Here is a 24069-nt window from a genome sequence, read left to right on the forward strand (position 1 = left end):
CCGTTTGGTATTCTGTTTGAGAAAATCCGATGAGGCAAAAAAATATTAGAAAAAAGATTACAATATTGTTTTTATTTAGATTCATTCTATATAAATTTGCTGCAAATATATAAGTTATTTTAATTCAGTCTAAATAAGAACAATAAATTTTCAATTATTTTTTAATCCTAGATAACAAACGTTTCAAAATGAAAAAACTAGCACTATTAGCTTTAATTTCCTTAACAACATCCATAAATGGGTTTGCTCAAAACAAAAAAAAACAAGATGCCGCAGCTATTAAAAAGATGTGTGGTTGTTTTGAGGTAACTTTTAATTTTGCAGAAACTTTCAACTATAGTGAAGACTCGCTTTACAAACCATCGGAAACCAAAATTGATAAAGGTTTGGAATGGGCTCAATTGGTTGAAGATGACAAAAACAAAATTTCTATTCAGCACTTATTGCAAGTTGGCCCACCAAACAGCCCTTATATTGTGAAGCACTGGAGACAAGATTGGCTTTATGAAAACACCGATTTTTATATGTTTAATGGTGATAATACTTGGAATTTTGTTACTAAACCAAAGGCCGAAGTTAAAGGGCAATGGACGCAAAAAGTATATCAGGTAGATGATAGCCCACGTTACGAAGGTTCGGGAACTTGGGTACACGTAGACGGTAAAAATTACTGGGAAAATACTACCGATGCACCACTACCAAGACGAGAATACACAAAACGTAGCGATTACAATGTAACCACACGTGGCAACCGTCATGAAATAACAAGCACTGGTTGGGTACACGATCAAGATAACAGTAAAGTAATTCGTGAAGCTGGCAAAGCTGATGTGATTTTAGCTAAAGAAAAAGGATATAACACTTACGTGAAAGTAGCCGATAGCAAATGTAAAGCTGCTGCCGATTGGTGGACAGAAAACCAAGATAAATGGGCACTTGTTCGTAACAAATGGAATGCTGTTTATAACAGAAACACCAACCTTAGTTTGGAAGAAAAAGTAGACAACAAGCCACTTTACAAGTTTTTGTTTGATAACGAAAACTACAATACTTCAGAAAAAATTAATCCGGTAATAGAATCTTTTGTAAAATAATAAATATGAAACAATTAATAACAATTGCATTAATATTAGTATGCACTATCAATGCCTTTGCGCAGGACACAAACTTATTACGCGACAAAAAATTTTGGGCAAATAAACCCAGTTTAGAAAAAATAAAACAAACCATTAAGGAAGGTAATAGCCCGTCGGAATTAACTGCTTTTGGTTTTGATGCTGTAACAAGTTCTATCTTTGCTAAAGCCGATTTTAACATTACTAAATATTTATTAAGTTTTGAAGAAAATGGTGTTAACAAACTAACACACGATGGCAGAACCTACTTATTTTGGGCAGCTTACTCCGGAAATTTAGAGCTCGTAAATTACCTATTAAAAAACGGTGCGAAAACAGATGTTATTGATGATAAAGGAAGTTCTCCATTAATTTTCGCAGCTGCCGCAGGACAAACAAACACCAAAATATATGATGCTTTAATAGCTCACGGAGCTAACGTACTTACTGAAACAAGTAAAGATGGAGCCAATGCGCTTTTACTTCTAGTTCCTAAACTGTCAGATTTTGAACTTGTCAGCTATTTTGAAGCTAAAGGCATCGATTTAAAAAGTAAAGATAATTACGGAAATGGCGTATTTAATTACACGGCAAAATCGGGAAATATAGATATGCTTAAAAAGCTTGTCGCTAAAGGTATTGAATACAATACCATCAATAAAAACGGTGGAAATGCTTTTATTTTTGCTAGCCAAGGTGGTCGTGGCCATTCTAATGGTATTGAGGTTTACAACTATCTAGAAAGCTTAGGTATTGAAGCCAATGTTACTACTAAAAACGGGACAAACCCATTACATAACGTTGCTACAAACACTAAAGACATCAAGATTTTAGATTACTTTATAAAAAAAGGAGTCGATGTTAATAAGCAAGATGAAAACGGAAATACGCCATTTATAAAAGCAGCACAATCTAATAGTTTAGACATTGTAAAATATTTAGAGCCGCTTAATAAAGATATTAATTTATTAAACAAAAAAGGACAATCGGCTTTAACCCTTGCAGTAGAACGTAACAAGCCAGAAGTTGTATCTTTTTTATTAGCAAACAATGCCGATGCTAAAATTGTAGATAAAGAAGGCAACAATTTAGCTTACTATTTAGTAAACACGTACAGTAAAAGACAAAAAGCTGGTTTTAACGAAAAGGCAGAACTATTAAAAGCTAGTAAAGTAGATTTTACAGCTTCGCAAGCCGGTAATAATACCTTATACCAAATCGCGATAGAGAAACTAGATTTAGATTTACTAAAATTTTTAGAACCAATAAAAATCGACATCAATACTACTAATAAAGATGGCCTTTCAGTACTTCATATTGCAGCCATGAAAGCGAAAGATGCTTCAATTTTAAAATACCTAATTGAACAAGGTGCCGATAAAAATTCTGTAACAGAATTTGAGGAATCTGTTTTCGATTTAGCACAAGAAAACGAGATACTAAAAGCAAATGCAATCGATATTAACTTCTTAAAATAATACCCAATGAAAACAAAAACATACGCATACCTTACTATACTTGCCCTAACCTTAATAACATCTTTTGCTTTTACACCAAAACCAAACACTTTTAAATGTATGGTGCAAATGATTAATTATTCTGGAGAAGGCGCTTATGTTGTGATTTCCTTAATAAATCCACAAGGTGACTATGAAAAAACACTTTATGTACAAGGTGATGATGATGAATGGTACCATGATATTTCTGAATGGTGGCGTTTTTACGGAAAAACAAGACCATCCATCGATGCCATCACAGGTGCCACCATTGGCGGAGGAGAACGTGCTATTAGTGTTGTTGAAATTGAAAACGATAAAATAGACGCTGGATACAGCATCCGTTTTGAAACAGCCGTGGAAGATAAAGAATACCACACTAAAGATGTTGAGTTTCCTTTAACTTCAGAAAACGTAAAATTAAAACATGAGGGAAATGGTTACATACGCTATGTCCGTATGATACCGCAATAAATCTCTCGGGGCAACACGCCTTAATATTTAACAAATATTGCATTAAATGACCATTTCTATTTGGAGATATAGCCACCTTATTTTGGCTATATCTTCTTCTCTATTTATTTTACTAGCCTCTATAACCGGCATTATTTTAGCATTCGAACCTATTTCGAATAAGCTAGAGCCTTATGCTGTGCACGAAGCAGAGACCTTGTCTTTAGCTAAAACTATTCAGGTTTTACAAAGTGAATACTCAGAAGTTATAAATATAGATGTTGATAAAAACGATTTTGTAAGCGCTTCTGTAATAACAAAAGAAGGAAACAATGAAACCTTTTATATAAATCCTTTTACAGGAAAAAAAATAGGAGAACTTATTGAAAAAGCGCCCATTTTTAAATTTGCAACCAATCTACACCGGTCCTTATTTTTAAAATCGACAGGCCGTGCTATTATTGGTATAGTCTCGTTTTTACTCCTTTTAATGGCTATAACAGGCGTTATTTTAATAGGAAAGCGTCAGGGTGGTTTGTCAAAATTTTTCTCTAAAGTTGTAAAAGAAGAATTCGATCAATATTATCATATCATCATTGGTCGTTACACGCTTATTCCGATAGTTATTGTAACTATTACTGGTGTTTACCTATCTTTAGAAAAGTTTTCATTATTACCTTCCGATAAAATTTCGCATCAATTTTTAGATGAATCTTTTACTGAAACCTCAAAAATTAATGTTGCAGACTTTCAGCTTTTTAAAAATATTCCATTAGAAGATGTTGAACATCTAGAATTCCCTTTTTCTGATGACATTGAAGACTATTTCACCTTAAAATTAAAAGATGAAGAAATACTTATAAATCAATTCTCAGGAGTTGCCATTAGCAAGCAACAAAAATCGTTAGTAACACAAGCCTCAAACCTAATTTTTGTCTTGCATACTGGGCAAGGTAGCATAATTTGGTCTCTTGTTTTATTATTTACTTCTGTGGCTATTTTATTCTTTATTTATTCTGGTTTCGCTATGTCAATTCGACGTACAAAAAAGAGTACCGTGCCAAAAAATAAGCACAAAAAAGACCAATCGGAATTCATTATTCTAGTCGGCTCAGAAACAGGAAACACATTTGCGCTCTCAAACGCCTTTTACAATGCGCTTTTAGCAGCAGGAAAAACGGTTTTTATTACTGAATTAAACAAATACACAACTTACAAAAAAGCCAAACAGCTTATTATTTTCACATCGACTTATGGAGAAGGCGAAGCACCAACAAACTCCAAAAATTTCGAGAAACTAATTAGCAATATTCAGCAAAAAAACAGTCTACAATATTCTGTGGTTGGCTTTGGGTCAATGGCTTATCCAGATTATTGCAAATACGCCGTAGTGGTAGATGCCACGCTACAGTTTCATAAAAACTTTATTCCTAATACGGCACTTCATAAAATAAACAATCAATCGTTTTCCGATTTTTCACTCTGGGCAAAAAAATGGAGTGAACATAACGGTTTAACCCTAAATCTAGAAGCTCCAAAAAATAGAATAAACACCAAAAATCAAAAAACATTTCAATTAGTTAACCGCACAAATCTCAACCAAGACCAAACCTTCTTACTTCATTTAAAACCAAGTAAAAAAGTAACATTTCAATCAGGAGATTTACTTTCTGTTTACCCAGAGAATGATCCGGTAGAGCGCTTGTATTCTATTGCTAAGCTAGACAACAAGATACTCTTAAGTATTAAAAAACATGAGTTTGGTTTATGCTCCAATTATTTTAACCATCTAAATATCAACGACATGATGACAGCCACGATAAAAACGAATACTGATTTTAATTTCCCTAAAAAAGTAAAAGAAGTAGTCATGATTGCTAACGGAACCGGTATTGCTCCTTTTCTAGGCATGATTAACGATACTACCAAGCAAGCCAAAAAATACTTGTTTTGGGGTGGTCGCTCAAAAGAATCGTTAAAAATGTACTCAGATTTAATAGATCGTGCGTTTTATAGCAAAAGTCTTTCTGGTTTCTTCGTGAGTTTTTCTAGAGAAGAAAGCCAAAAGAAGTATGTGCAAAACTTAATTATGGAAAAAACAGAAATCATAACTCGGGTTTTAAAATCTGGTGGTGTTATCATGATCTGTGGCTCGGTTGCCATGCAAAACGGTGTTTTAACAACCCTTAACGATATTACCTCAGCCGAGTTAAACCTACCGTTAAGTGCCTTTCAAGACAACAATCAAATAAAAACAGACTGCTACTAAAAATTATAAATTATGTGTAGAGATAGTGTAAAAGTTTTATCTAAAGTCCCCAGTGGCGAACTCTCCTTTTGTAGTGAATGCCATGTGTTTCACTTGGAATTCAATAATATATACCTAGAGTTTCAACAAAGCGAGTTTAAACAATTTAAAGACTATGTAATCCATATAGAAATAGATTATTGGGAGCATAAATATGCCTGCGCCAAAGTGCAGCGTAAAATACCAATACCATCTATGCAGCCCAATTTAGTACTTATGTTTAATCGCGAAGAAATAAAAGAATTACAATCACTATTTAATCTCGAAAACAGAAAAGACATCAGCCTTTTATCGCTACAAGACATTAACTACACGCTTATTATAAACTAAAAATGCCACAAGGTGTCCCCCGTGGCATTTCAATATTAATTTGTAGTAAAAAGTTAAGCTTCTTTCTGTGTTTTCAAAACATCAAAAATGTTGCGTAAATCCTTTTTATAAGGTAAGTGATCCGCACGACCTTTCTTAAAAATATCGTTGCTATTACCCTGTCCTTTACGGAGTTCTTTTTGTTCCTCGAAAGGTAAAGCATGTATTTCTTTACAAGCTGTAGAACAACAACTGTCCATTTCTGTTTTACAATTATCGCACTGTATAAATAATAAGTGGCAAGCCTCGTTAGCACAGTTGGTGTGCACATCAAACGGTGCTCCACATTGGTGACAATTAGCAATCACATCATCACTAATACGTTCAGCACGACGCTCATCAAAAACAAAATTTTGTCCTAAAAATTTATTCTCAAGTTGATCCTCTTTCACTTGGCGCGTATATTCAATAATACCACCTTCCAACTGAAACACATTTTTAAAACCTTTATGTTTAAAATAGGCACTCGCTTTTTCGCAACGTATACCACCGGTGCAATACATCACTAAATTTTTATCTTCTTTATGCGCTTTTAAATCGTCTTCAATAATATCTAAAGACTCTCTAAAAGTATCCACATCTGGAGTTACAGCATTTTTAAAATGCCCAATTTCACTCTCATAATGGTTTCGCATATCCACCAAAACGGTGTTTTCATCTTCAATTAATTCATTAAATTTCCCAGCATCTACATGCACACCAATGTTGCGTACGTCAAAAGTATCATCGTTTAAACCATCGGCAACAATTTTGTTACGCACTTTTACTTTCAGCTTCAAAAACGATTTATTATCCTGCTCTACAGCAACATTTAATCGAATATCTTTCAAAAAATCTATGGTATCTAAATGCGTTTTAAACTCGTTAAATCGATCGGCAGGTAAAGATAATTGTCCGTTAATACCCTCGTGGGCCACGTAAATTCTACCCAAAACCTCCATCGGGTCCCAAGTTAAAAACAAATGATCTCTAAAAATTTGTGGATTGCCAATTTTGGCATACTGATAAAAAGAAAGTGTTAATCGACTTTTTCCTGCGTTGTCAATTAATTCAGCTCTTTCTTCGGCGCTTAATTTGTTGTACAGTTGCATGCTATACTAAGTTTTTAAGGTTAAGAAATATTTTAAGCCACAAAGATAATATTTTCAAAAGAACTCACACTTAGAATAAAAACATTTTGAGCGCTACCCGAAAAGGGTCGGGCTTTCACTACTCAATCTTTTTGTTTTTAAAGGAAAAACAAAAAGGATTTCAAACATACCGTTCAATCCCTAGCGCGAGTGTTTGCCGAGGTTTGATAGTTATAAGCAAATTAACTTACAATAAACGTTACCTATCCAAAAAAGAAAAGCCTTTACTGAAAAAAGAATAAAAAACCAGCGATTGTTATTACAAGTCAAGGCTGATTTACGATAATAACTGTTGGAGTAATTTAGTGAGTTTCACCTATTTTTTAGCACAGTACTTTTGTTGTTCATAGTACTTTTAAATAATCATAATTTAATCAAAAATATTTTTTTCGAAAATCCAATGGTGTCATACCTGTTTTTGATTTAAAAAACTTGGAAAAATAGGAATAGTCCGAGAATTCGAGTGTATATGCGATATTGCTCAAATTGTCTTGAGAATGTACAATCAATCTTTTTGCTTCTAAAATTATCCTTTCAGATATTAATTGGCTTGTCGTTTTATTTAATGTTTTGTTTACTACTCTATTCAGGTGCTTGGTGGTTATATTTAATTTGTCAGCATAAAATTTAGGGAATTTTTGACTATAAAAATGGACGTTTATTAAATTCTCTAAAGCTTCAAGTATATTAGAATTGTTTGGAGAATTAAGCTTTTCTAAATTGATATCAACTGTATATGCCCTTGTTAATTCTATATAAATGTTGTTTAGTAAATTTACTATTTTTAACTCTCTTAAAAGATTGGTTTGTAAATATTCAGTATAAGCTTCCTGAAACTTAAGATTTAATTTATGAAGCTTTTTTGGAGCTAATTCTAAAACAGGAGGATTCTGACTGGAATAAAAAAAAGGAAATGAATAGAGTTTATGTTCTAAAAACTTTAATTCATAAAATTCTTGAGAATGAAAAAAGATAAATCCTTGAGGTTGTGTTTCAAATTTCCAAAAATGTGTTTGTCCTGGTTTTAAAAAAAACACCTTGCCAGGGTTTATACTATAAGAATTAAAATCAATTTCGTGTGTACCTTTACCTTCTGTAAATAGTACACATAGATAGAAATTATGACTATGCGGTTTGTTAATTAAATCCTTATTACGCTGTATGTGATTCGAAAAAGAATTTATATACACATCATTGAGAGGTGCAGATTTTTTAAATTGATTAATATTTAGAACTGGTGTTTTCGTATTCATGTCCTAAAAGTACAAAAAATGGAGAGTATTTTATAAGACTAAAAATTAATTACAGTCTTAATTTTGTAGTATAAAATATTTTGTGATGAGTAAAGTTGTTGATGCATTGAATTGTAAGTGTCCGAATTGTAAAAAAGGAAAGATTTTTATGAATGGAGGGAATATATTATTATTGAATATTCCGAAAATGAACGATCGATGTCCAGAGTGCAATTATAAATTTGAAAGAGAAACTGGTTTCTTTTTCGGGTTATGTTTGTGAGTTATGCTCTAGCTGCTGCTCAAATGATAGCAAGTCTAGTGGTGTTTTGGTATTTTATTGATTTGTCGCCTTTAATAGTTTTTGCCATTATTGGTGTGACAGCATTACTATTAAGTACTATCAATTTTAAATTGTCAAGGTCTATTTGGATATATTTGTTTTATTAAAATAAGATTTGAAGTTAGTTGTCAGTATTATGCACAACGGTCTCGGCTATGAGTAGTTGCGTGGTTTAGCGATTAACTGCACAAGTACACACCAAGTTGGAAATTCCGCAGGAATTTCCAAAGTAGGCGAGAACAAGCAATTACTTATAGCCATTGTTAGGTGTAGTTATTTATATCAATCTCGATTTCAGAAAAACATCTTCACCGTCTTGAGTTAATTTATATCTTTTATCTGACGAAGTTTTTGAGCCATCATATATTATAAGACCTAATTGTTTAAATAATTCTTGCGGTTTGTAGTCATTCTTAATATAGATACCCTCTTTAATGTTTACAGCAGTTTTTTTGAACTCTTCTAATTTATCTTCTTCTCTTAATTTGTTTAGCAAAATTGAGGTAACATCGCTTATATTATTTTCATCACTTTCTTTCGAAAAGAGAGAATTTTCAGTAACTGCTTCCTCTAATTTTTTGTGTCTACTTTCAACTTTTGACCTTAATTCCCTTTCGAGTTCTAATCTTTTTTGTAACTCTTCGTTTAAACTCTGAAGTCGATTATATTCCGTTTTCAAAACAATCGAATTGGAATCTGTTATCTTATAAACTAAAGGTTTAATTCTCTTTTCTGAAAAATTTACAATAAAACGTGATAGATTTAAAAGAATGTATGTAATCAATAATAAGCCAAACGTCCATAAAATATTCGAAAATAAGTTTGGTAAGAACTCATTGTTGGAAAAATACGTCTTTATATATTCAATTCTTTTTGCCAAAGTCAAATCGTCTTTGAAATTGAATAAAGAATAGATTAGTACCCAATTCCGAACTATCCATACCAGCACGTAGCTCCCAAGAAAAGGATTCTTAACCTTTTCATTAAAATTTTCCTTAAAGGAAATCAATAAGTCTTTTATCATAATTTTTTTCGAATGCAGATAGTTTGTCTCTAATTACACCTAACGTTTATGTATAAGAATAGTGCGGTTTTGTGTGCGAGGATTTTCCGCAGGAAAATCAGACGTAACAAAAGTGCACTGACTCTTGATTAAGCACTAAACTAAGCATTATTTTTATACGGCTTAAGTTAGCATTTAAATAAAAAAGACTAATTTAAACATATAAAATAGAAAGCACAAAAGAGAGGAATAAGGTTAATTTATACGGAGAGACTTCAGATCTCGTCAACATTGTAAATCCCCTCTCTTTTCTACACAGATTTCGAACAGTTCTGTGAGGCTTTAAGACCTCGATTTTAAGTCGTTGAAACTCGCGTAGTATGTCCTTTCAAAAAAACAATTTGTTATGAATAAAGATATTAAATATTTTGGTATTGACATTAGTTATTTAGTTTTTGATGTCACAGATTCAGATGGTAATTATTATCAGTTTAAAAACAAGTTTTCAGGCTTTAAAGCCTTTAGAAAACTCTTAAATTCTGAGAGTCATTGCGTGATGGAAGCTACAGGTTACTATCATTATCAATTGGCTTATTATTTGTTTGAAGAAGGTCTAAATGTTTCAGTAGAAAATCCGTTGTCTGTAAAACGATTTATCCAGATGCGACTATCCAAGGTTAAGACCGATAAGAGTGATTCAAAACTTATATGTTCTTATGCTGAGCAAGTAGAGTTAAAACTTTGGAAAGGTAGTTCTAAGGAAGTACAGGAGTGTCTTCAAATTACCAGAACCCTTTCTGTATATACAAAACAGCGAACAATGATAAAGAATAAACTTCATGGTGAATCTGTTTTAGGGGAGCCAAGTAAAGCCATTGTGAGATCTTTAAAGCGTAGTTTAAAACATTTAGATAAAGAGATGTCCAGCTTAGAAGAGTTATTGCTAGTTTTAGTAAAAGAGGCTCATAAAGATTTATTTACTCGAATAAAAACCATACCAGGAATCGGAAAAAAAACATCTATTATGTTAATCGTTTTAACAGGTGGTTTTGAACGCTTTTCGAGTGCAGCAGAATTATGTAGTTACGCAGGATTAACTCCAGTGATTAGGCAAAGTGGAAGTAGTATAAAAGGACGACCACGCATTAGTAAAATGGGCAATCAAAAACTCAGGAATTTATTATTTATGTGCAGTTTTACAGCTTGTAAATACAACAAAGCATGCAGGGATATTTATGAACGATTAGTAGCAAAAGGAAAGAGTAAAAAATTAGCATTAATAGCGGTATGTAATAAGCTACTAAAACAAGCTTTTGCTATTGCAAAATCGGGTTTAATATTTGACAAGGAATATAAAAGTACGCTAGTGAAAAATTAATAAGATTTTACTTGTTTTTTAGCACAGTACTTTGTTGTAAACTGTGCTTTAGTAGTTTTCAATTTTGTATTTATAATTTTCTTGGTCGTAAAATTCATAATCAATATTATTCTTTTCCGCCATTTTCTTTAATTCAGTTAGTTGAAAGGTTAAAGTTGTGTCTCTCGAAGTTCCAATAGTTTGCCTTGAATATGTGTCCTTGTTATATTTAAAGATTTCAATCCAAGGTTTTTCTCTTTTTGCATTATAATGTAAGCTTTTTATTTTCCGACCTTTATTGTCAAGATAAGTCGTGTCAATTAATTTAATAGCATTTTCTAAATCAGGTTTTTTGGTTGGAAATATTTCCCAAGAAAAGACATTCGTAATTTTAATATTTTTTAATGTCTTTATTTCTCTAATAAATCTCACAGCAGAGTCAGATTCATAACGTATTTCTTTTTCAGTATTTGTGTTTTTGATAAATTCAAATGTTGAAAAAGATTGAAGGTAACAAGTATCTTTTTCTTTAAAGTAACAACACGTTTTTTCAAAGGTTCTTTTATTGTTTTTAAATTCAGTTGTTGTTATCATATCGCATCTTAAACCTCCAGTTCTGATGTTTTTAATTTGATTTCCATTTTTATCAAATTCTGTGGTTTTCCGTAAAACAAATTCATTCTCTTTTTTATTATATTCAAGAATTGATTTTATTTTCGGGGAACAACTCAATAGAAGTCCAAAAGTTAATAGTATGATTGTCGTTTTTTGCATTGTTTACAACGTTTATGTATAAGAATAGTGCGGTTTTGTGTGCGAGGATTTTCAGAAGGAAAATCAGACGTAACAAAAGAGCACGGACTCTTGATTAAGCACTAAACTACGCATTATTTTTATACGATGTTACCACACGTTTTTTATTACAATTCTATTTTAAAAGTCACTTTAATTAAATATAAAATCAAAGCAACAATGATAGCTTTAATTATAAACCACATTTCTTTCGATATAGTCGATTTAGTGCTTCTTTCAAGTATCATTTTTAACCTTGGCAGATTGTACCAACTATCAAAAAAACCAAAACAATCATAAACAAATTCACGTTTACTTATGTCAGTCAGAGATTTAGCCCATTTTTCAAGTCCGATAACACTAGCTTTACGACCGTCAGTCGTTAATGAGTATTTATTTTGTCCGATTTTTTCCGCTAATCCACACGCAATTAGTTTATCCATAGATTCCTTTTGCTTTTCGTGCCAAGGTCTTTCTTTTGGAAAACTAGGTTTGGTAAAGGAAAAATCAGATTCCTTTAATTGGTTAAATAACTCTGTTGATGTCATTTTTTAAATGTGTGGTAACTTAATTATATGGATTAATAATTCGTCTATAATAAATTAAAAAGGAGGGATAAGCTTACTTTTTCTATATAAATCCCATCCATATACTTATTTAACTTTATAAATATATGCTTTTTTTAAAACCCCTAACTCACTTACAACATCAAATTTTCCTACAACCAATAAACCGCATAAAAAAAGCACCTAAATAATAAATATCTAAGTGCTATTAAAATAGTTTGAGCTAGTCGTTATCAAGTGCTCATTTGTTAAATTTCACAGCAAACAATTTTCCCTTTTTCATTTAATAGATGCGAAACAAACTAAAAGGTTGCGTAAATAGTTTCATTTTCTTCCAAAAACCAATAAATCAACCCTATTACAATCTAAATTATGTTGAAAACTATTATTGTGTTCTCCCAAAAGATGTAGTATTTTAGCAGACAAATCTTCAGAAAAAAAATATATAATGAGCAGCGAAAAAGAAGCGAAATTAAAAGCACTAAAACTTACTTTAGATAAACTAGATAAAGCCTACGGAAAAGGTACGGTAATGAAAATGAGCGATGCCGCTATTCAAGATGTTGAAGCTATTCCTTCAGGTTCTTTAGGTTTAGATATCGCCTTAGGCGTTGGTGGATATCCACGTGGACGTGTTATTGAAATATACGGACCAGAATCGTCGGGTAAAACCACATTAACTTTACACGCTATTGCCGAAGCTCAAAAAGCTGGTGGAATTGCAGCTTTTATTGATGCAGAGCATGCTTTCGATCGTTTTTATGCCGCAAACCTTGGTGTAGATATAGATAACCTAATTATTTCTCAACCAGATAATGGTGAGCAAGCATTAGAAATTGCCGATAATTTAATTCGTTCTGGCGCTATCGATATTGTTGTTATCGATTCAGTTGCTGCATTAACGCCAAAAAGTGAAATTGAAGGCGAAATGGGAGATTCTAAAATGGGCTTACACGCACGTTTAATGTCTCAGGCTTTACGTAAACTTACAGGGTCTATTAGCAAAACAAACTGTACTGTAATATTTATTAACCAATTACGTGAAAAAATTGGTGTAATGTTCGGTAACCCAGAAACAACAACTGGTGGTAACGCATTAAAATTCTACGCATCTGTACGTTTAGATATTCGTCGTTCTACCCAAATTAAGAATAGTAATGGTGATGTTTTAGGTAACAAAACCAGAGTAAAAGTTGTAAAAAACAAAGTAGCTCCACCATTTAAAATGGCCGAATTCGATATTATGTACGGAGAAGGTGTAAGTAAAGTTGGTGAAATTCTTGATGTTGCTGTAGAGTACGAAATTGTAAAGAAAAGTGGTTCTTGGTTTAGTTACGAAGATACTAAACTTGGGCAAGGTCGTGATGCTGTAAAAGCAATCATTAAAGACAACCCAGAGCTTTTTGATGAGTTAGAACAAAAAATAAAAGCAGCTATTAAAGAAAGCCTGAACTAAACATCGTTTTCTTTTAAATATATAAAATCCCGATACATTCGGGATTTTTTTTGCTCCAAATTTCAGGCTTACTAAACTAAAATCAATTATCTACGCAACCATTTAGCAAAAATGGCATCTATAAAACAAAACGCAAATTTTAACTAAAAAAAATATTGAAATGAAAAAATTGCTTGTAATTTGTTTAACTCTAATTTTAGCCTCGTGTAGCGTAGATGATGATGGCTTAGATTATAGTTTTGAGATTTTACCCGTAGAAAGTGTCGATATTCCAGAGGAATTTACATTAGGTGAAACTTACCCAATTACGGTATCGTACCTAAGACCTTCTAATTGCCATTCTTTTAGAGAATTTTACTATAATAAAAACAATAACGAACGTACCGTTGCCCCAATCAATTATGTATTTGAAAATAACGATTGCGAAACATTAGAAAACGAACTGGTTGAAAACACTTTTAACTTTATTGTAACAAGTAACGGATCGTATATTTTTAAATTTTGGCAAGGCGAAGATGCCGACGGCGAAAACCAATATTTAACTATTGAAGTGCCTGTTGTAGAGTAAAAATAACTAATTAACACGTGTATAATTTTGAGTTTAAATCAACTCATAGAAAATTGTAAAACTAACAATACTAAGGCACAGGGCGAACTGTACAAACTCTTTTCGAGTAAACTTTTCGCTGTGTGCTTAAAGTATTCTAGAAACTATGCTGAAGCAGAAGATAATCTGCAAGACGCATTTTTAACCATATTTAAAAAAATTGAACAATTTAAAAATAAAGGCTCTTTTGAAGGTTGGCTAAAACGCATTACCATTAATACCGTAATGCAACGCTACCGAAACGAAAAAGTTTTTGATATTATTAATGAAGATGCCATTGAAGATGTTGAAGTTGATATAGATGACGACCAACTTTCTATAGATTATTTACTTCAAATAATACAAGAATTACCAGATAGATACCGACTCGTTTTTAACCTGTATGTACTTGATGATTATTCGCATAAAGAAATAGCAGATATGCTAAAAATTAAAATAGGAACTTCAAAATCTAATTTAGCGCGTGCTAGACAAATTTTGAAACAAACCATCGAAACACATAAATCCGCAACAAGTTTGCAATCATTATAATGCGTGATAAAAAACACATAGACAGACTTTTCCAGGAAGGCTTAAAAGATTTTGAAGCCACTCCCAGCAATGCTGTATGGAAAAATATAGAAGCCGAGCTTAATCAAGACAAGAAAAAACGACGAGTAATACCAATTTGGTGGCGTTACGCAGGTGTTGCTGCACTTTTATTAGTTTTTCTAACGCTAGGTATTAATACCTTTTACAACGAAACTGAAGGCAATCAAACACATGAAGTTGTTAATACAGAAGCCAAACAAGCCTCCGAAATTGAAAACACATCTATTACTGATGCAATTCATTCAGATACAACTATAAATTCAGCCATTTCAGAGCAAAACAGCCAAGAAAACAGTGTAAATCCAGATTCGGAAAAACATACTATTAGTAATAAAAATAACAATCAAAACACGAATAGCAATAATCAAAACTCTGCAACAGCAACAACAATTGCAAGCGCCGACCATGTAAATCAAACCAATAGTAATTCCGCCCAATCAGCGAAAAACTCGAACAAAAGCAAGCCATCTTCTTTAGTAAAAAACAAAAAAGAAAATGCACTTTATACAAATAGCAAAAATACTGTAGCCCAACAAAATTCAAAAGAAAGTAACGCTTCCGCGGAAAACAAAAACAATAATATTTCAATTTCCGAAGAAAAAATTATTGCTAAAACAAATACAGAGACCACAAATCTAGAAAAAACTAAAGCAGAGAAAATTAAAACAGAAGGAACCGGGGAAACTATTGCCTCTAATGATACAAAAGAGAATAGCTTAAGCATTGAAGACGCTCTAGATAAAACAGAAGATTTGATTGATACAGAGAGCCCAACAGATCGTTGGAGTTTAGCAGCCAATGCTGCTCCTGTTTATTTTAATACCACCGGAAAAGGCTCGTCTATAGACCCTCAATTTAATAGCAACTCTAAAACAGGTGAAGTAAATATGAGTTATGGTATTACGGCTAGTTATGCAGTAAATAAAAGGTTACGTATACGCTCGGGAGTTAATCGTGTTAACCTTGGGTATAACACAAACGATGTTGTAAGCTACCAATCTATTGGTGTAAGATCTACGACTAGCTCTTTACAAAATGTAAGTAATAATAGCATTAGCAACGCACCAACCGAACAATTATCACTAATTAGTGCCGATAATTTCAGTGAGAAAAGTGCTGCCAGTTTATTAAAAACCTCAAACACCTCTATAAATCAAAGTTTGGGCTACATAGAAGTGCCTTTAGAACTACAATACGCTGTTTTAAGCAATAAATTTGGCGTTAATGTTATAGGTGGTTTTAGTTCTTTATTTTTAAACAATAATGAAGTATTTTCGGAAGCTCAAGATGGAAGTCGCACATTCTTAGGTGAAGCAAATAACATCAATAAGGTAAGCTACAGTGCTAACTTCGGTTTAGGTTTAAACTACCAAGTTACTAAAAAGATTGACTTAAATTTAGAGCCTATGCTTAAATATCAAATAAACACATTCAATAATACATCTGGTGATTTTCAGCCATTCTTTGTTGGCGTATACACCGGACTCGCTATTAAATTTTAGGTTTTTGGTTAAATCTAGTTATTGATTTCCTTTAAGCTCGGAAATCAATACTAAATAAAAACGACTCTACTTAGGGTCGTTTTTTTATTTTTTAAATGCTTGTAGTTGGTTAAACATTATTTCTCGAGATGCATCATTCAATTCCCGGGTTTCTTTAATAGTTAAACCTTCAGTTGAAATAAACTTATGCATCTTAACACGCATTCTACCCGGACCACCGCTAAAAAAAGTGTAAGAAAATCGCTTTTTATTATCAGCAAAAGTAATTGGAACAACTGGTATTTGGTGGTTTATAGCTAACCTGAAAGCGCCATCTTTAAAGGTATCTAAATCTATATGCTCTTCCGGCACACCGCCTTCTGGAAAAATACAAATACTCACACCTGTTTTTAATCGGCGTTGCGCTCTTAAAAATACAGCTTGTCTACTTTTAGCAGAACTTCTATCTACCAAAATACAGGTACGTTTATAGAAAAAACCAAATAACGGAATTTTAGATAACTCCGCTTTCCCGACAAAAACAAAGGGGTTTTTAACCGAAACTAGCATTAACATAATATCAACCATAGAAGTGTGGTTGGCAACAAACATGTAACTTTTAGAGCGATCTGGAGTTTCCTCTCTATCTATTTTATAAGCAAAGCCCATACCAACCAAAATTATTTTAGCCCAAACCCGAGCTATCCTAAAAAACAATGGATACCAAGCCTCTTTAGCGATAGAAACTAATAAAATTGGAAATAAGATAATTATGGGCAACCCTACCAGTATATAAAACCAAATTCGGTACAATACCCAAAAAATATATTTAAAAACTTTCATCGTCTCAAAAATACATAATTGTATTGAGCAATTCTATTAAAAAAATTACCTTTGCTAGCATATCAAAAATTGAGTTTAATTTTAACAAGATTCCCACAATTTAGGGAACGCACACATGGCAAGAATACTTACAGGCATACAAAGCACAGGAACACCACATTTAGGTAACATTTTAGGAGCTATTATTCCAGCAATTGAAATGGCTAAAAACCCTGAAAACAATTCGTTTTTATTTATCGCAAACCTACACACTTTAACTCAAATTAAAGATGCAAAAACATTGCGCGAAAACACGTATTCTACTGCTGCAACCTGGCTTGCTTTTGGTTTAGATATTGAGAAAACGGTGTTTTACCGCCAAAGCGATATTCCGCAAACCACAGAGCTATCTTGGTATTTAAGCTGTTTTTTTCCGTACCAACGCTTAACTTTAGCACATAGTTTTAAAGATAAAGCAGACCGTTTAGACGATGTTAACGCTGGGTTATTTACTTACCCAATGCTTATGGCTGCCGATATTTTATTGTACGATGCCAATATTATCCCTGTTGGAAAAGACCAATTACAACATATAGAAATGACACGTGATGTTGCATCGCGTTTTCATGCCAAAATGGGTGAAACTTTTGTATTACCAGAAGGAAAAATACAAGAGAACACTAAACTTATTCCTGGTACCAACGGTGGTAAAATGAGTAAGAGCGCTAATAACACGATCAATCTATTTTTAACCGATAAAAAATTACGCAAGCAAATAATGTCTATCGAAACCGATAGCACAGCGCTTGAAGACCCTAAAGATTGGAGTACTTGTAACTGCTTTGCTATATACAGTTTGCTAGCAACAGAAGCTCAAATTGAAACCATGAAAGCTAATTATGAAAATGGTAATTATGGCTACGGACACGCAAAACAAGCTTTATTTGAATTGATAATTGAAAAATTTGCAACACAACGTGAACGCTACAACTACTACATGAACAACCTAAACGAAATTGATGCTGCTTTGGCTATTGGTGCAAAAAAAGCGCAATTAGTTGCTAACGATGTATTGAGCAGAGTTAGAGAAAAGGTTGGTTACTAAAATACCAGAATCACATAAAGACTTGCTGAATGCTAAACATTTTGGCAAGTCTATAATATTTTGAGTTTGTGACTAAACACACCAAAGACGTACAAAATAGATACGACGGCTTCCTAAAAACACCTAGTTTATGGAAAAAGGATGTGGTTTTCAACATGACTCAATTTGAAACATCCTCTAAATTTGATAAAATAGATTTAGATATTGACGACAAACTTAGAGTCGGAAAATATATAGAACGTTTAGTTTCTTTCGAATTAAGCCAAAATCCAGCCATTAAAATACTCTCAGAAAATCTTCAAATTCAAGAGAACAAAATCACTTTAGGCGAAATTGATTGTTTATTACTGAAGGAAGAGAAACCAATTCATCTTGAAGTTATTTACAAGTTTTATGTTTACGATGCCTCGGAAGGCGCTTCGGAAATTGATCGTTTTATTGGCCCCAACAGAAAAGATGCGTTAATAGAAAAACTAAAGAAACTTAATGAAAAGCAATTACCTTTACTTTATTCTAAAAGTTGCGAACCTTACTTAGAAAACCTAGGTTTAAAAGCTTCAGAAATTGATCAACAAGTTTACTTTAAAGCGCAATTATTTATTCCTTTAGGTGAAAAAATTATTTTAAAAACCTTAAATCAAGACTGTATTTCAGGTTTTTACATCAAAAAAGAACAGCGCGCTCAGTTTTCAGAATGTAAATTTTATATTCCGAAGAAAATAGATTGGATTATAGCGCCACACACCCAAGTCGATTGGCTTAATCATCTAGATTTCACCACCATTTCTAATACTATTTTAGAACGTCAATTTTCACCAATTTTCTGGTTAAAACAACCAAACGGTATATTAAACAAGTGTTTTCTAGTTTGGTGGTAGTTACATTTTTTAGGCCTAGCAAGTTTTAAATCCTGCCAGACCTAAATTTAAAACTTCTTTATTCTTCAATTGCAACAGGCAATTTATTAAAACCCATATTAAAAAGGGTAAACCCATAAATATCGGCATATTGCTCAATAGTTTTACTTATTGGCGTTCCTGCACCATGGCCAGCATCGGTTTCAATACGTATTAAAGTTGGGTTGCTCCCTGTTTGCTTACTTTGTAATTCGGCTGCAAATTTAAAACTATGCGCAGGCACAACGCGATCGTCATGATCTCCGGTAGTTACTAAAGTTGCTGGATATTCTACTCCAGGTTTCACATTATGAACTGGTGAATATCCTTTTAAGTATTCAAACATCGCTTTATTATCTTCAGCTGTTCCATAATCGTAAGCCCAACCAGCTCCTGCAGTAAACGTATGGTAGCGTAACATATCTAAAACACCAACAGCAGGTAAAGCTACCTGTGCTAAATCTGGACGCTGCGTCATGGTTGCACCAACCAATAAACCACCGTTAGATCCGCCTCGAATTGCTAAATACTTTGTGCTCGTGTAATTTTGTGCCTTTAAATATTCCGCTGCAGCGATAAAATCATCAAATACATTTTGTTTCTTTTGCTGTGTTCCGGCATCGTGCCAAGCCTTTCCATACTCACCACCGCCACGAAGGTTAGCTACGGCATAAATACCACCTTGCTCCATCCAAACTGCATTAGGCGTGCTAAACGACGGTGTTAAGCTTACATTAAATCCACCATAACCATATAAAATAGTTGGGTTTTCGCCGTTTAATTCTAGCCCTTTTTTATGTGTTATTATCATTGGTATTTTTGTTCCATCTTTAGATGTGTAAAATACTTGATGACTTTCAAAATCATCACTATTAAAAGTAATAGCAGATTTTCTATACACTTCCACAACGCCAGAATCGGCATTTAAAGCATAAGTTGTAACCGGTGTGTTATAATTTGTAAACGAAAAGTAATTCGTTTTTTCTTCTTTTTTACCACCAAAACCACTTGCTGTTCCTAAACCTGGTAATTCTATATCTCTAATAAATTTACCGCTATAATCGTATTGTTTTACTTTAGAAATCGCATCGACCATATAAGTTGCATAAAAGTAACCACCACCTTTGGAAATAGACAACACATGCTCGGTTTCTGGAATAAAATCTACCCAATGTTCTGGTTTTGGATTTGCAGCATCTACCGTTACTATTTTTTTGTTAGGCGCATTTAAATTGGTTACCAAATAAAGTTTACTTCCCTCGTTTTCTAAAACACCTGTATCGCTATCTGTGTGATCTAAAATGGAAACAAACTCACTATTTGGCACAGATAAATCTTTTATTAAAAGCTTGTTTCCGGAGGTTGAAACACGAGGTGATATAAACAAGTATTTATTATCTTCGGAAACGTTGGCGTAGATATAACGGTGTTTTTCTTCGGGTGTTCCTCCATAGATTAATTCGTCTGTGCTTTGTACTGTTCTTAATTTATGATAGTACACTTTATGCCGATCTGTTTTAGCCGAAAGCTCACTTCCTTTTGGTTTATCGTAACTAGAATAGTAAAAACCTTCGTTTTTGTACCATGATAGCTGCGTGAATTTCACATCAATTAACGCATCTTCCATAATCACTTTAGACTCAACATCCATGATTAGAATTTTTCGCCAATCGCTGCCTCCTTCAGAAATAGTATAAGCCAAAATTTTTCCGTTTTTAGAAAAACTTATTGCACCTAAAGATACCGTTCCGTCTTCCTTAAACGTATTTGGGTCTAAAAATACGGTTGCCGTTTTAGAATCGCCCCCTTTTTTAAAACGATAAAGCACACTTTGGTTTTGTAAACCATCATTTTTATAAAAATACGTGTAATCGCCCTCATTAAACGGAGCGCTTACTTTCTCGTAATTCCATAATTTAGACAAACGATTTTTTAACGCCTCTCTAAAAGGTATTTGATCTAAATAGGTATTTGTAGCTACGTTTTCGGCTTTTACCCACGCTTCGGTTTCTGCACTTCTATCATCTTCTAACCAACGGTATGGATCTTTTACTTCAACACCAAAATAAGTATCAATAGTATCTACAGTTTTTGTTTTTGGGTAACTCACAACAATATCTTTTTTTTCTGTTTTATCATTTCCACAAGCAACGAGCAAGCTTAATGAGAAAAACGTTAACGCTATTTTTTTCATGATTCATTAAATTAATCATTCAAAAATAAACAAAAAACATAAGCTAAAGTTCTAGATTTATTCAATAATAACGGAATTAAAATGCCGTATAATTATATATTTGACAATGTTACTCAAAACCCTAATAATGAAAAAAACAGCACTACTCGTATTATCCATCGCATCATATTTCAGTATGTTTTCTCAAGCTGAAATAACCAAAAATGAAATAAAAGATCATATTGAATTTTTAATATTAGATAAAAACGGAGGAAGGTTTCCAGGAGAAAAAGGCGCTAAACGCGTTGTAAAATATATTAAAAAAGAATTTAAAACTATAGGCTTAAAACTGTTAAGCAAAAATTACGAGCAACATTTTACAGCCATATTACGAGTTGATAAAGGTATAGACGAAAAACCAGAAGTAAGCACTTGTAATGTTATTGGTTTTATTGAAGGAAACGATCCGAAATTAAAAAACGAATACATTGTTTTAGGAGCACACTACGATCATTTAGGACTTGGCGGACCATCTTCCAAATCGGATAAAAGAGGCGTGGTATATCATGGTGCTGATGATAATGCTAGCGGAACAGCCGCTCTATTAGAAATTGCAGAAAAGTTAATTTCAAAACAAGATCAATTAAAAAGAAGTGTGCTATTTATTGCTTTTGGAGCCGAAGAACAAGGTTTATTAGGCAGTAAATACTTTGTAGAAAACCCGTTAATTCCGCTTTCTCAAATAAAATTAATGATTAACATGGATATGGTTGGCCGCTTAAACGATAAAAAACATGTGTATGCAGGTGGTGCAGGCACATTTACTAATGGCGTAGATTTTATGAAGAACCTCGGAAAATCTCTAGGTTTAAACCCTATAGTTCACGCAGGATCTGTTGGTGGCTCCGACCATGTTTCATTCTACAAAAAAAACATATCGGTTTTAGGTGTACATACTGGCGGACATCCGCAATACCACACACCCGAAGACACTTTGGAGCTTATAAATTTAGAAGGCGAAAAGCTAGTTTGCGAATATGTTTTTCAAACTATTTTAAACAAAGCATCAACACCCGATAACATTGAGTTTATAAACCAAGATTAACACACAAAAAAGCTCCTGTAAAATTTACAGGAGCTTAAATATTTAAAAAAGTGTAACTTATACTAAGTTATTTGCTACTAAATATTCAGCAATTTGCACGGTGTTTGTTGCAGCTCCTTTACGTAAGTTATCGGCAACAATCCACATATTTAAAGTGTTAGGTTGTGTTTCATCTCTTCTAAGTCTTCCAACAAAAACCTCATCTTTATCATGTGCAAAAATTGGCATTGGATAACTGTTTGTAGAAGGATCATCTTGAAGTACAATACCCGATGTTTCGCTTAACATTTTGCGAACGTCAGCTAAATCGAAATCATTTTCAAACTCAACGTTAACAGATTCTGAATGCCCACCAGCAGTAGGAATACGAACAGCTGTAGCTGTTACAGAAAATGTACGATCATTAAATATTTTTTGTGGCTCACGAGCCAATTTCATTTCTTCTTTGGTGTATCCGTTTTCTAAAAACACATCACAATGTGGTAATGCGTTTCTACCAATCGGGTAAGGATAGGCCATTTCGCCTTCAATACCAGCAATTTCATTTTCTAGTTGTTTTACAGCTTTTACACCTGTACCAGAAACCGATTGGTAAGTTGAAACAACAACACGTTTCATTTTATATTTTGCATGTAGCGGCGCCAAAGCCATTACCATTTGTATGGTAGAACAGTTAGGGTTTGCTATAATTTTATCTTCTTTTGTTAATTCGCTTGCATTAATTTCTGGAACCACTAATTTTTTAGTTGGATCCATTCTCCATGCAGAAGAATTATCGACTACCGTTGTACCAGCTGCAGCAAATTTTGGAGCCCATTCTACCGATGTATCACCACCTGCAGAAAAAATTGCGATATGTGGTTTTGCGGCAACAGCATCGGCTAAACCAATAACGGTATATTCTTTATTCTTGAAAGTTAATTTTTTTCCAACAGAACGCTCTGAAGCTACTAATAATAATTCAGTAACAGGAAAGTTACGTTCTTCTAAAACCTTTAGCATCACCTCGCCTACCATTCCAGTAGCACCTACAACTGCTATTTTCATAATTTTTTGTTTATTAAATTTCTGTTAGCAAAACTAAGTATTAATTCTATTCTAAAATCTAAAAAAAGCCCTCATTTACGAAAAATGAGGGCTTTTTAACAACAAATAACAGCTTGTTATATAATTAACATTTTGTTATTTTTTAAGTAAATCTCTAATTTCAGCAAGTAAATCTTCTTGAGATGGTCCTGCAGGAGCTTCTTCTTTAACCTCTACTGGCTTTTTAGTTTTATTATATGCTTTTACAATCAAGAACATTACAAGACCTACAATAACTAAATTAACAATAGTGTTAATCCAAGCACCATACATAATTGCATTTTCTGCAGTAGTTACAGCACCTTCAGCATTAACTGCAGCTTCTGTTAATACAATTTTCATGTTAGCAAAATCGGTTCCACCTGTAAAGTGACCAACTACCGGCATAACGATATTGTCAACAAAACCTTTTACAACACCACCAATAGCTCCTGCCATGATAACTGCTACAGCAAACTCTATAACGTTGCCACCTGTAATAAACTCTTTAAATTCTTTAAGCATAATTTTAAATTTTATAATTCTTGGTTAATAATTATTTAGACCACAATATAGTTAAAAAGTCACAAAATAAATTGAAACA

At 33.0% G+C, this 24069-nt stretch carries 22 protein-coding genes; 13 read left to right on the forward strand and 9 right to left on the reverse strand.

Features of this window, described 5'->3' with window-relative positions; all coding sequences use genetic code 11:
* Nucleotides 1-188 precede the first annotated feature (188 nt).
* Genes GQR98_RS06010 through GQR98_RS06030 form a run of 5 tightly spaced genes read left to right on the forward strand, consistent with a single transcriptional unit; the run spans nt 189 to nt 5702 of the window.
* Nucleotides 189-1094 carry a DUF6607 family protein gene (locus tag GQR98_RS06010; protein WP_159018712.1) on the forward strand — a complete coding sequence of 302 codons (906 nt, stop codon included), beginning with the start codon at nt 189-191 and terminating at the stop codon, nt 1092-1094.
* Nucleotides 1095-1099: 5 nt separating this feature from the next.
* Nucleotides 1100-2593: an ankyrin repeat domain-containing protein gene (locus GQR98_RS06015; RefSeq protein WP_159018713.1), complete on the forward strand. Its 1494-nt coding sequence runs from the start codon at nt 1100-1102 to the stop codon at nt 2591-2593.
* Nucleotides 2594-2599: 6 nt separating this feature from the next.
* Nucleotides 2600-3085, forward strand: coding sequence for a DUF2271 domain-containing protein (locus GQR98_RS06020; RefSeq protein WP_199270271.1), 486 nt, complete (start codon nt 2600-2602; stop codon nt 3083-3085).
* A 46-nt stretch (nt 3086-3131) separates the two neighbouring features.
* Complete coding sequence (locus tag GQR98_RS06025; RefSeq protein WP_199270272.1) at nt 3132-5333, forward strand: PepSY domain-containing protein; 2202 nt, start codon at nt 3132-3134, stop codon at nt 5331-5333.
* A gap of 12 nt (nt 5334-5345) precedes the next feature.
* On the forward strand, nt 5346-5702 hold the full coding sequence (locus tag GQR98_RS06030) for a DUF6686 family protein (RefSeq protein ID WP_159018714.1): 357 nt from the start codon (nt 5346-5348) through the stop codon (nt 5700-5702).
* A 53-nt stretch (nt 5703-5755) separates the two neighbouring features.
* Here the strand turns inward: GQR98_RS06030 and GQR98_RS06035 are convergent, their stop codons facing one another.
* The 3 genes from GQR98_RS06035 to GQR98_RS06045 form a co-directional block, all read right to left on the reverse strand.
* Nucleotides 5756-6832, reverse strand: a complete 1077-nt coding sequence (locus GQR98_RS06035; protein WP_159018715.1) for a rhodanese-related sulfurtransferase — start codon at nt 6830-6832, stop codon at nt 5756-5758.
* Between the two features lie 413 nt (nt 6833-7245).
* Nucleotides 7246-8124, reverse strand: a complete 879-nt coding sequence (locus GQR98_RS06040) for an AraC family transcriptional regulator (RefSeq protein ID WP_159018716.1) — start codon at nt 8122-8124, stop codon at nt 7246-7248.
* A 599-nt stretch (nt 8125-8723) separates the two neighbouring features.
* On the reverse strand, nt 8724-9470 hold the full coding sequence (locus GQR98_RS06045) for a hypothetical protein (RefSeq protein ID WP_159018717.1): 747 nt from the start codon (nt 9468-9470) through the stop codon (nt 8724-8726).
* 385 nt (nt 9471-9855) lie between these two features.
* Between GQR98_RS06045 and GQR98_RS06050 the strand changes: the two genes are divergently transcribed.
* Nucleotides 9856-10827 (forward strand): IS110 family transposase, encoded by a 972-nt coding sequence (locus tag GQR98_RS06050; RefSeq protein ID WP_159018718.1) that lies wholly within the window; start codon nt 9856-9858, stop codon nt 10825-10827.
* Between the two features lie 48 nt (nt 10828-10875).
* Here GQR98_RS06050 and GQR98_RS06055 read toward each other — a convergent pair whose 3' ends face one another.
* Together GQR98_RS06055 and GQR98_RS06060 are read right to left on the reverse strand one after the other, a co-directional pair.
* The gene (locus tag GQR98_RS06055; protein WP_159018719.1) at nt 10876-11580 is read right to left on the reverse strand and encodes a hypothetical protein; all 705 of its coding nucleotides are present in this window, start codon (nt 11578-11580) and stop codon (nt 10876-10878) included.
* Nucleotides 11581-11726: 146 nt separating this feature from the next.
* Nucleotides 11727-12146, reverse strand: coding sequence for a hypothetical protein (locus tag GQR98_RS06060; RefSeq protein WP_159018720.1), 420 nt, complete (start codon nt 12144-12146; stop codon nt 11727-11729).
* 466 nt (nt 12147-12612) lie between these two features.
* Here GQR98_RS06060 and recA point away from each other — a divergent pair, with 466 nt between their 5' ends.
* The 4 genes from recA to GQR98_RS06080 all read left to right on the forward strand — a co-directional run bounded on the left by recA (nt 12613) and on the right by GQR98_RS06080 (nt 16320).
* On the forward strand, nt 12613-13620 hold the full coding sequence (gene recA, locus GQR98_RS06065; protein WP_159018721.1) for a recombinase RecA: 1008 nt from the start codon (nt 12613-12615) through the stop codon (nt 13618-13620).
* Nucleotides 13621-13780: 160 nt separating this feature from the next.
* Nucleotides 13781-14188, forward strand: coding sequence for a hypothetical protein (locus tag GQR98_RS06070; protein ID WP_159018722.1), 408 nt, complete (start codon nt 13781-13783; stop codon nt 14186-14188).
* A 27-nt stretch (nt 14189-14215) separates the two neighbouring features.
* On the forward strand, nt 14216-14758 hold the full coding sequence (locus GQR98_RS06075; RefSeq protein WP_159018723.1) for an RNA polymerase sigma factor: 543 nt from the start codon (nt 14216-14218) through the stop codon (nt 14756-14758).
* Nucleotides 14758-16320 carry a hypothetical protein gene (locus GQR98_RS06080; RefSeq protein WP_159018724.1) on the forward strand — a complete coding sequence of 521 codons (1563 nt, stop codon included), beginning with the start codon at nt 14758-14760 and terminating at the stop codon, nt 16318-16320. Before GQR98_RS06075 ends, GQR98_RS06080 begins: the two co-directional genes overlap by 1 nt.
* An 84-nt stretch (nt 16321-16404) precedes the next feature.
* Here GQR98_RS06080 and GQR98_RS06085 read toward each other — a convergent pair whose 3' ends face one another.
* Nucleotides 16405-17142, reverse strand: a complete 738-nt coding sequence (locus GQR98_RS06085; RefSeq protein ID WP_159018725.1) for a lysophospholipid acyltransferase family protein — start codon at nt 17140-17142, stop codon at nt 16405-16407.
* A 115-nt stretch (nt 17143-17257) separates the two neighbouring features.
* Here GQR98_RS06085 and trpS point away from each other — a divergent pair, with 115 nt between their 5' ends.
* Nucleotides 17258-18226: a tryptophan--tRNA ligase gene (gene trpS / locus GQR98_RS06090; RefSeq protein WP_159018726.1), complete on the forward strand. Its 969-nt coding sequence runs from the start codon at nt 17258-17260 to the stop codon at nt 18224-18226.
* A 68-nt stretch (nt 18227-18294) separates the two neighbouring features.
* The gene (locus GQR98_RS06095; protein ID WP_159018727.1) at nt 18295-19104 is read left to right on the forward strand and encodes a DUF1853 family protein; all 810 of its coding nucleotides are present in this window, start codon (nt 18295-18297) and stop codon (nt 19102-19104) included.
* Nucleotides 19105-19162: 58 nt separating this feature from the next.
* Here GQR98_RS06095 and GQR98_RS06100 read toward each other — a convergent pair whose 3' ends face one another.
* Nucleotides 19163-21316: a prolyl oligopeptidase family serine peptidase gene (locus GQR98_RS06100; protein ID WP_159018728.1), complete on the reverse strand. Its 2154-nt coding sequence runs from the start codon at nt 21314-21316 to the stop codon at nt 19163-19165.
* A gap of 127 nt (nt 21317-21443) precedes the next feature.
* Here GQR98_RS06100 and GQR98_RS06105 point away from each other — a divergent pair, with 127 nt between their 5' ends.
* On the forward strand, nt 21444-22400 hold the full coding sequence (locus GQR98_RS06105; protein ID WP_159018729.1) for a M28 family metallopeptidase: 957 nt from the start codon (nt 21444-21446) through the stop codon (nt 22398-22400).
* A gap of 57 nt (nt 22401-22457) precedes the next feature.
* Here GQR98_RS06105 and GQR98_RS06110 read toward each other — a convergent pair whose 3' ends face one another.
* Together GQR98_RS06110 and mscL are read right to left on the reverse strand one after the other, a co-directional pair.
* Nucleotides 22458-23447 carry an aspartate-semialdehyde dehydrogenase gene (locus GQR98_RS06110; RefSeq protein ID WP_159018730.1) on the reverse strand — a complete coding sequence of 330 codons (990 nt, stop codon included), beginning with the start codon at nt 23445-23447 and terminating at the stop codon, nt 22458-22460.
* A 135-nt stretch (nt 23448-23582) separates the two neighbouring features.
* Nucleotides 23583-23990 (reverse strand): large conductance mechanosensitive channel protein MscL, encoded by a 408-nt coding sequence (gene mscL, locus GQR98_RS06115; protein ID WP_159018731.1) that lies wholly within the window; start codon nt 23988-23990, stop codon nt 23583-23585.
* Nucleotides 23991-24069 lie beyond the last annotated feature (79 nt).

Origin of the sequence: Algibacter sp. L3A6 (assembly GCF_009796825.1) — a bacterium.
In the GTDB taxonomy this organism is placed as follows: domain Bacteria; phylum Bacteroidota; class Bacteroidia; order Flavobacteriales; family Flavobacteriaceae; genus Algibacter.

Excerpts from the sequence above, each read along its gene's own strand:
- GQR98_RS06110 (WP_159018730.1), bottom strand. The coding sequence starts at position 23,447 with ATGAAAATAGCAGTTGTAGGTGCTACTGGAATGGTAGGCGAGGTGATG.
- GQR98_RS06010 (WP_159018712.1), top strand. The coding sequence starts at position 189 with ATGAAAAAACTAGCACTATTAGCTTTAATTTCCTTAACAACATCCATA.
- GQR98_RS06040 (WP_159018716.1), bottom strand. The coding sequence starts at position 8,124 with ATGAATACGAAAACACCAGTTCTAAATATTAATCAATTTAAAAAATCT.
- GQR98_RS06060 (WP_159018720.1), bottom strand. The coding sequence starts at position 12,146 with ATGACATCAACAGAGTTATTTAACCAATTAAAGGAATCTGATTTTTCC.
- GQR98_RS06030 (WP_159018714.1), top strand. The coding sequence starts at position 5,346 with ATGTGTAGAGATAGTGTAAAAGTTTTATCTAAAGTCCCCAGTGGCGAA.
- recA (WP_159018721.1), top strand. The coding sequence starts at position 12,613 with ATGAGCAGCGAAAAAGAAGCGAAATTAAAAGCACTAAAACTTACTTTA.
- GQR98_RS06025 (WP_199270272.1), top strand. The coding sequence starts at position 3,132 with ATGACCATTTCTATTTGGAGATATAGCCACCTTATTTTGGCTATATCT.
- GQR98_RS06055 (WP_159018719.1), bottom strand. The coding sequence starts at position 11,580 with ATGCAAAAAACGACAATCATACTATTAACTTTTGGACTTCTATTGAGT.
- trpS (WP_159018726.1), top strand. The coding sequence starts at position 17,258 with ATGGCAAGAATACTTACAGGCATACAAAGCACAGGAACACCACATTTA.
- GQR98_RS06085 (WP_159018725.1), bottom strand. The coding sequence starts at position 17,142 with ATGAAAGTTTTTAAATATATTTTTTGGGTATTGTACCGAATTTGGTTT.
- GQR98_RS06080 (WP_159018724.1), top strand. The coding sequence starts at position 14,758 with ATGCGTGATAAAAAACACATAGACAGACTTTTCCAGGAAGGCTTAAAA.
- GQR98_RS06015 (WP_159018713.1), top strand. The coding sequence starts at position 1,100 with ATGAAACAATTAATAACAATTGCATTAATATTAGTATGCACTATCAAT.
- GQR98_RS06100 (WP_159018728.1), bottom strand. The coding sequence starts at position 21,316 with ATGAAAAAAATAGCGTTAACGTTTTTCTCATTAAGCTTGCTCGTTGCT.
- GQR98_RS06045 (WP_159018717.1), bottom strand. The coding sequence starts at position 9,470 with ATGATAAAAGACTTATTGATTTCCTTTAAGGAAAATTTTAATGAAAAG.
- GQR98_RS06020 (WP_199270271.1), top strand. The coding sequence starts at position 2,600 with ATGAAAACAAAAACATACGCATACCTTACTATACTTGCCCTAACCTTA.
- mscL (WP_159018731.1), bottom strand. The coding sequence starts at position 23,990 with ATGCTTAAAGAATTTAAAGAGTTTATTACAGGTGGCAACGTTATAGAG.
- GQR98_RS06050 (WP_159018718.1), top strand. The coding sequence starts at position 9,856 with ATGAATAAAGATATTAAATATTTTGGTATTGACATTAGTTATTTAGTT.
- GQR98_RS06070 (WP_159018722.1), top strand. The coding sequence starts at position 13,781 with ATGAAAAAATTGCTTGTAATTTGTTTAACTCTAATTTTAGCCTCGTGT.
- GQR98_RS06105 (WP_159018729.1), top strand. The coding sequence starts at position 21,444 with ATGAAAAAAACAGCACTACTCGTATTATCCATCGCATCATATTTCAGT.
- GQR98_RS06035 (WP_159018715.1), bottom strand. The coding sequence starts at position 6,832 with ATGCAACTGTACAACAAATTAAGCGCCGAAGAAAGAGCTGAATTAATT.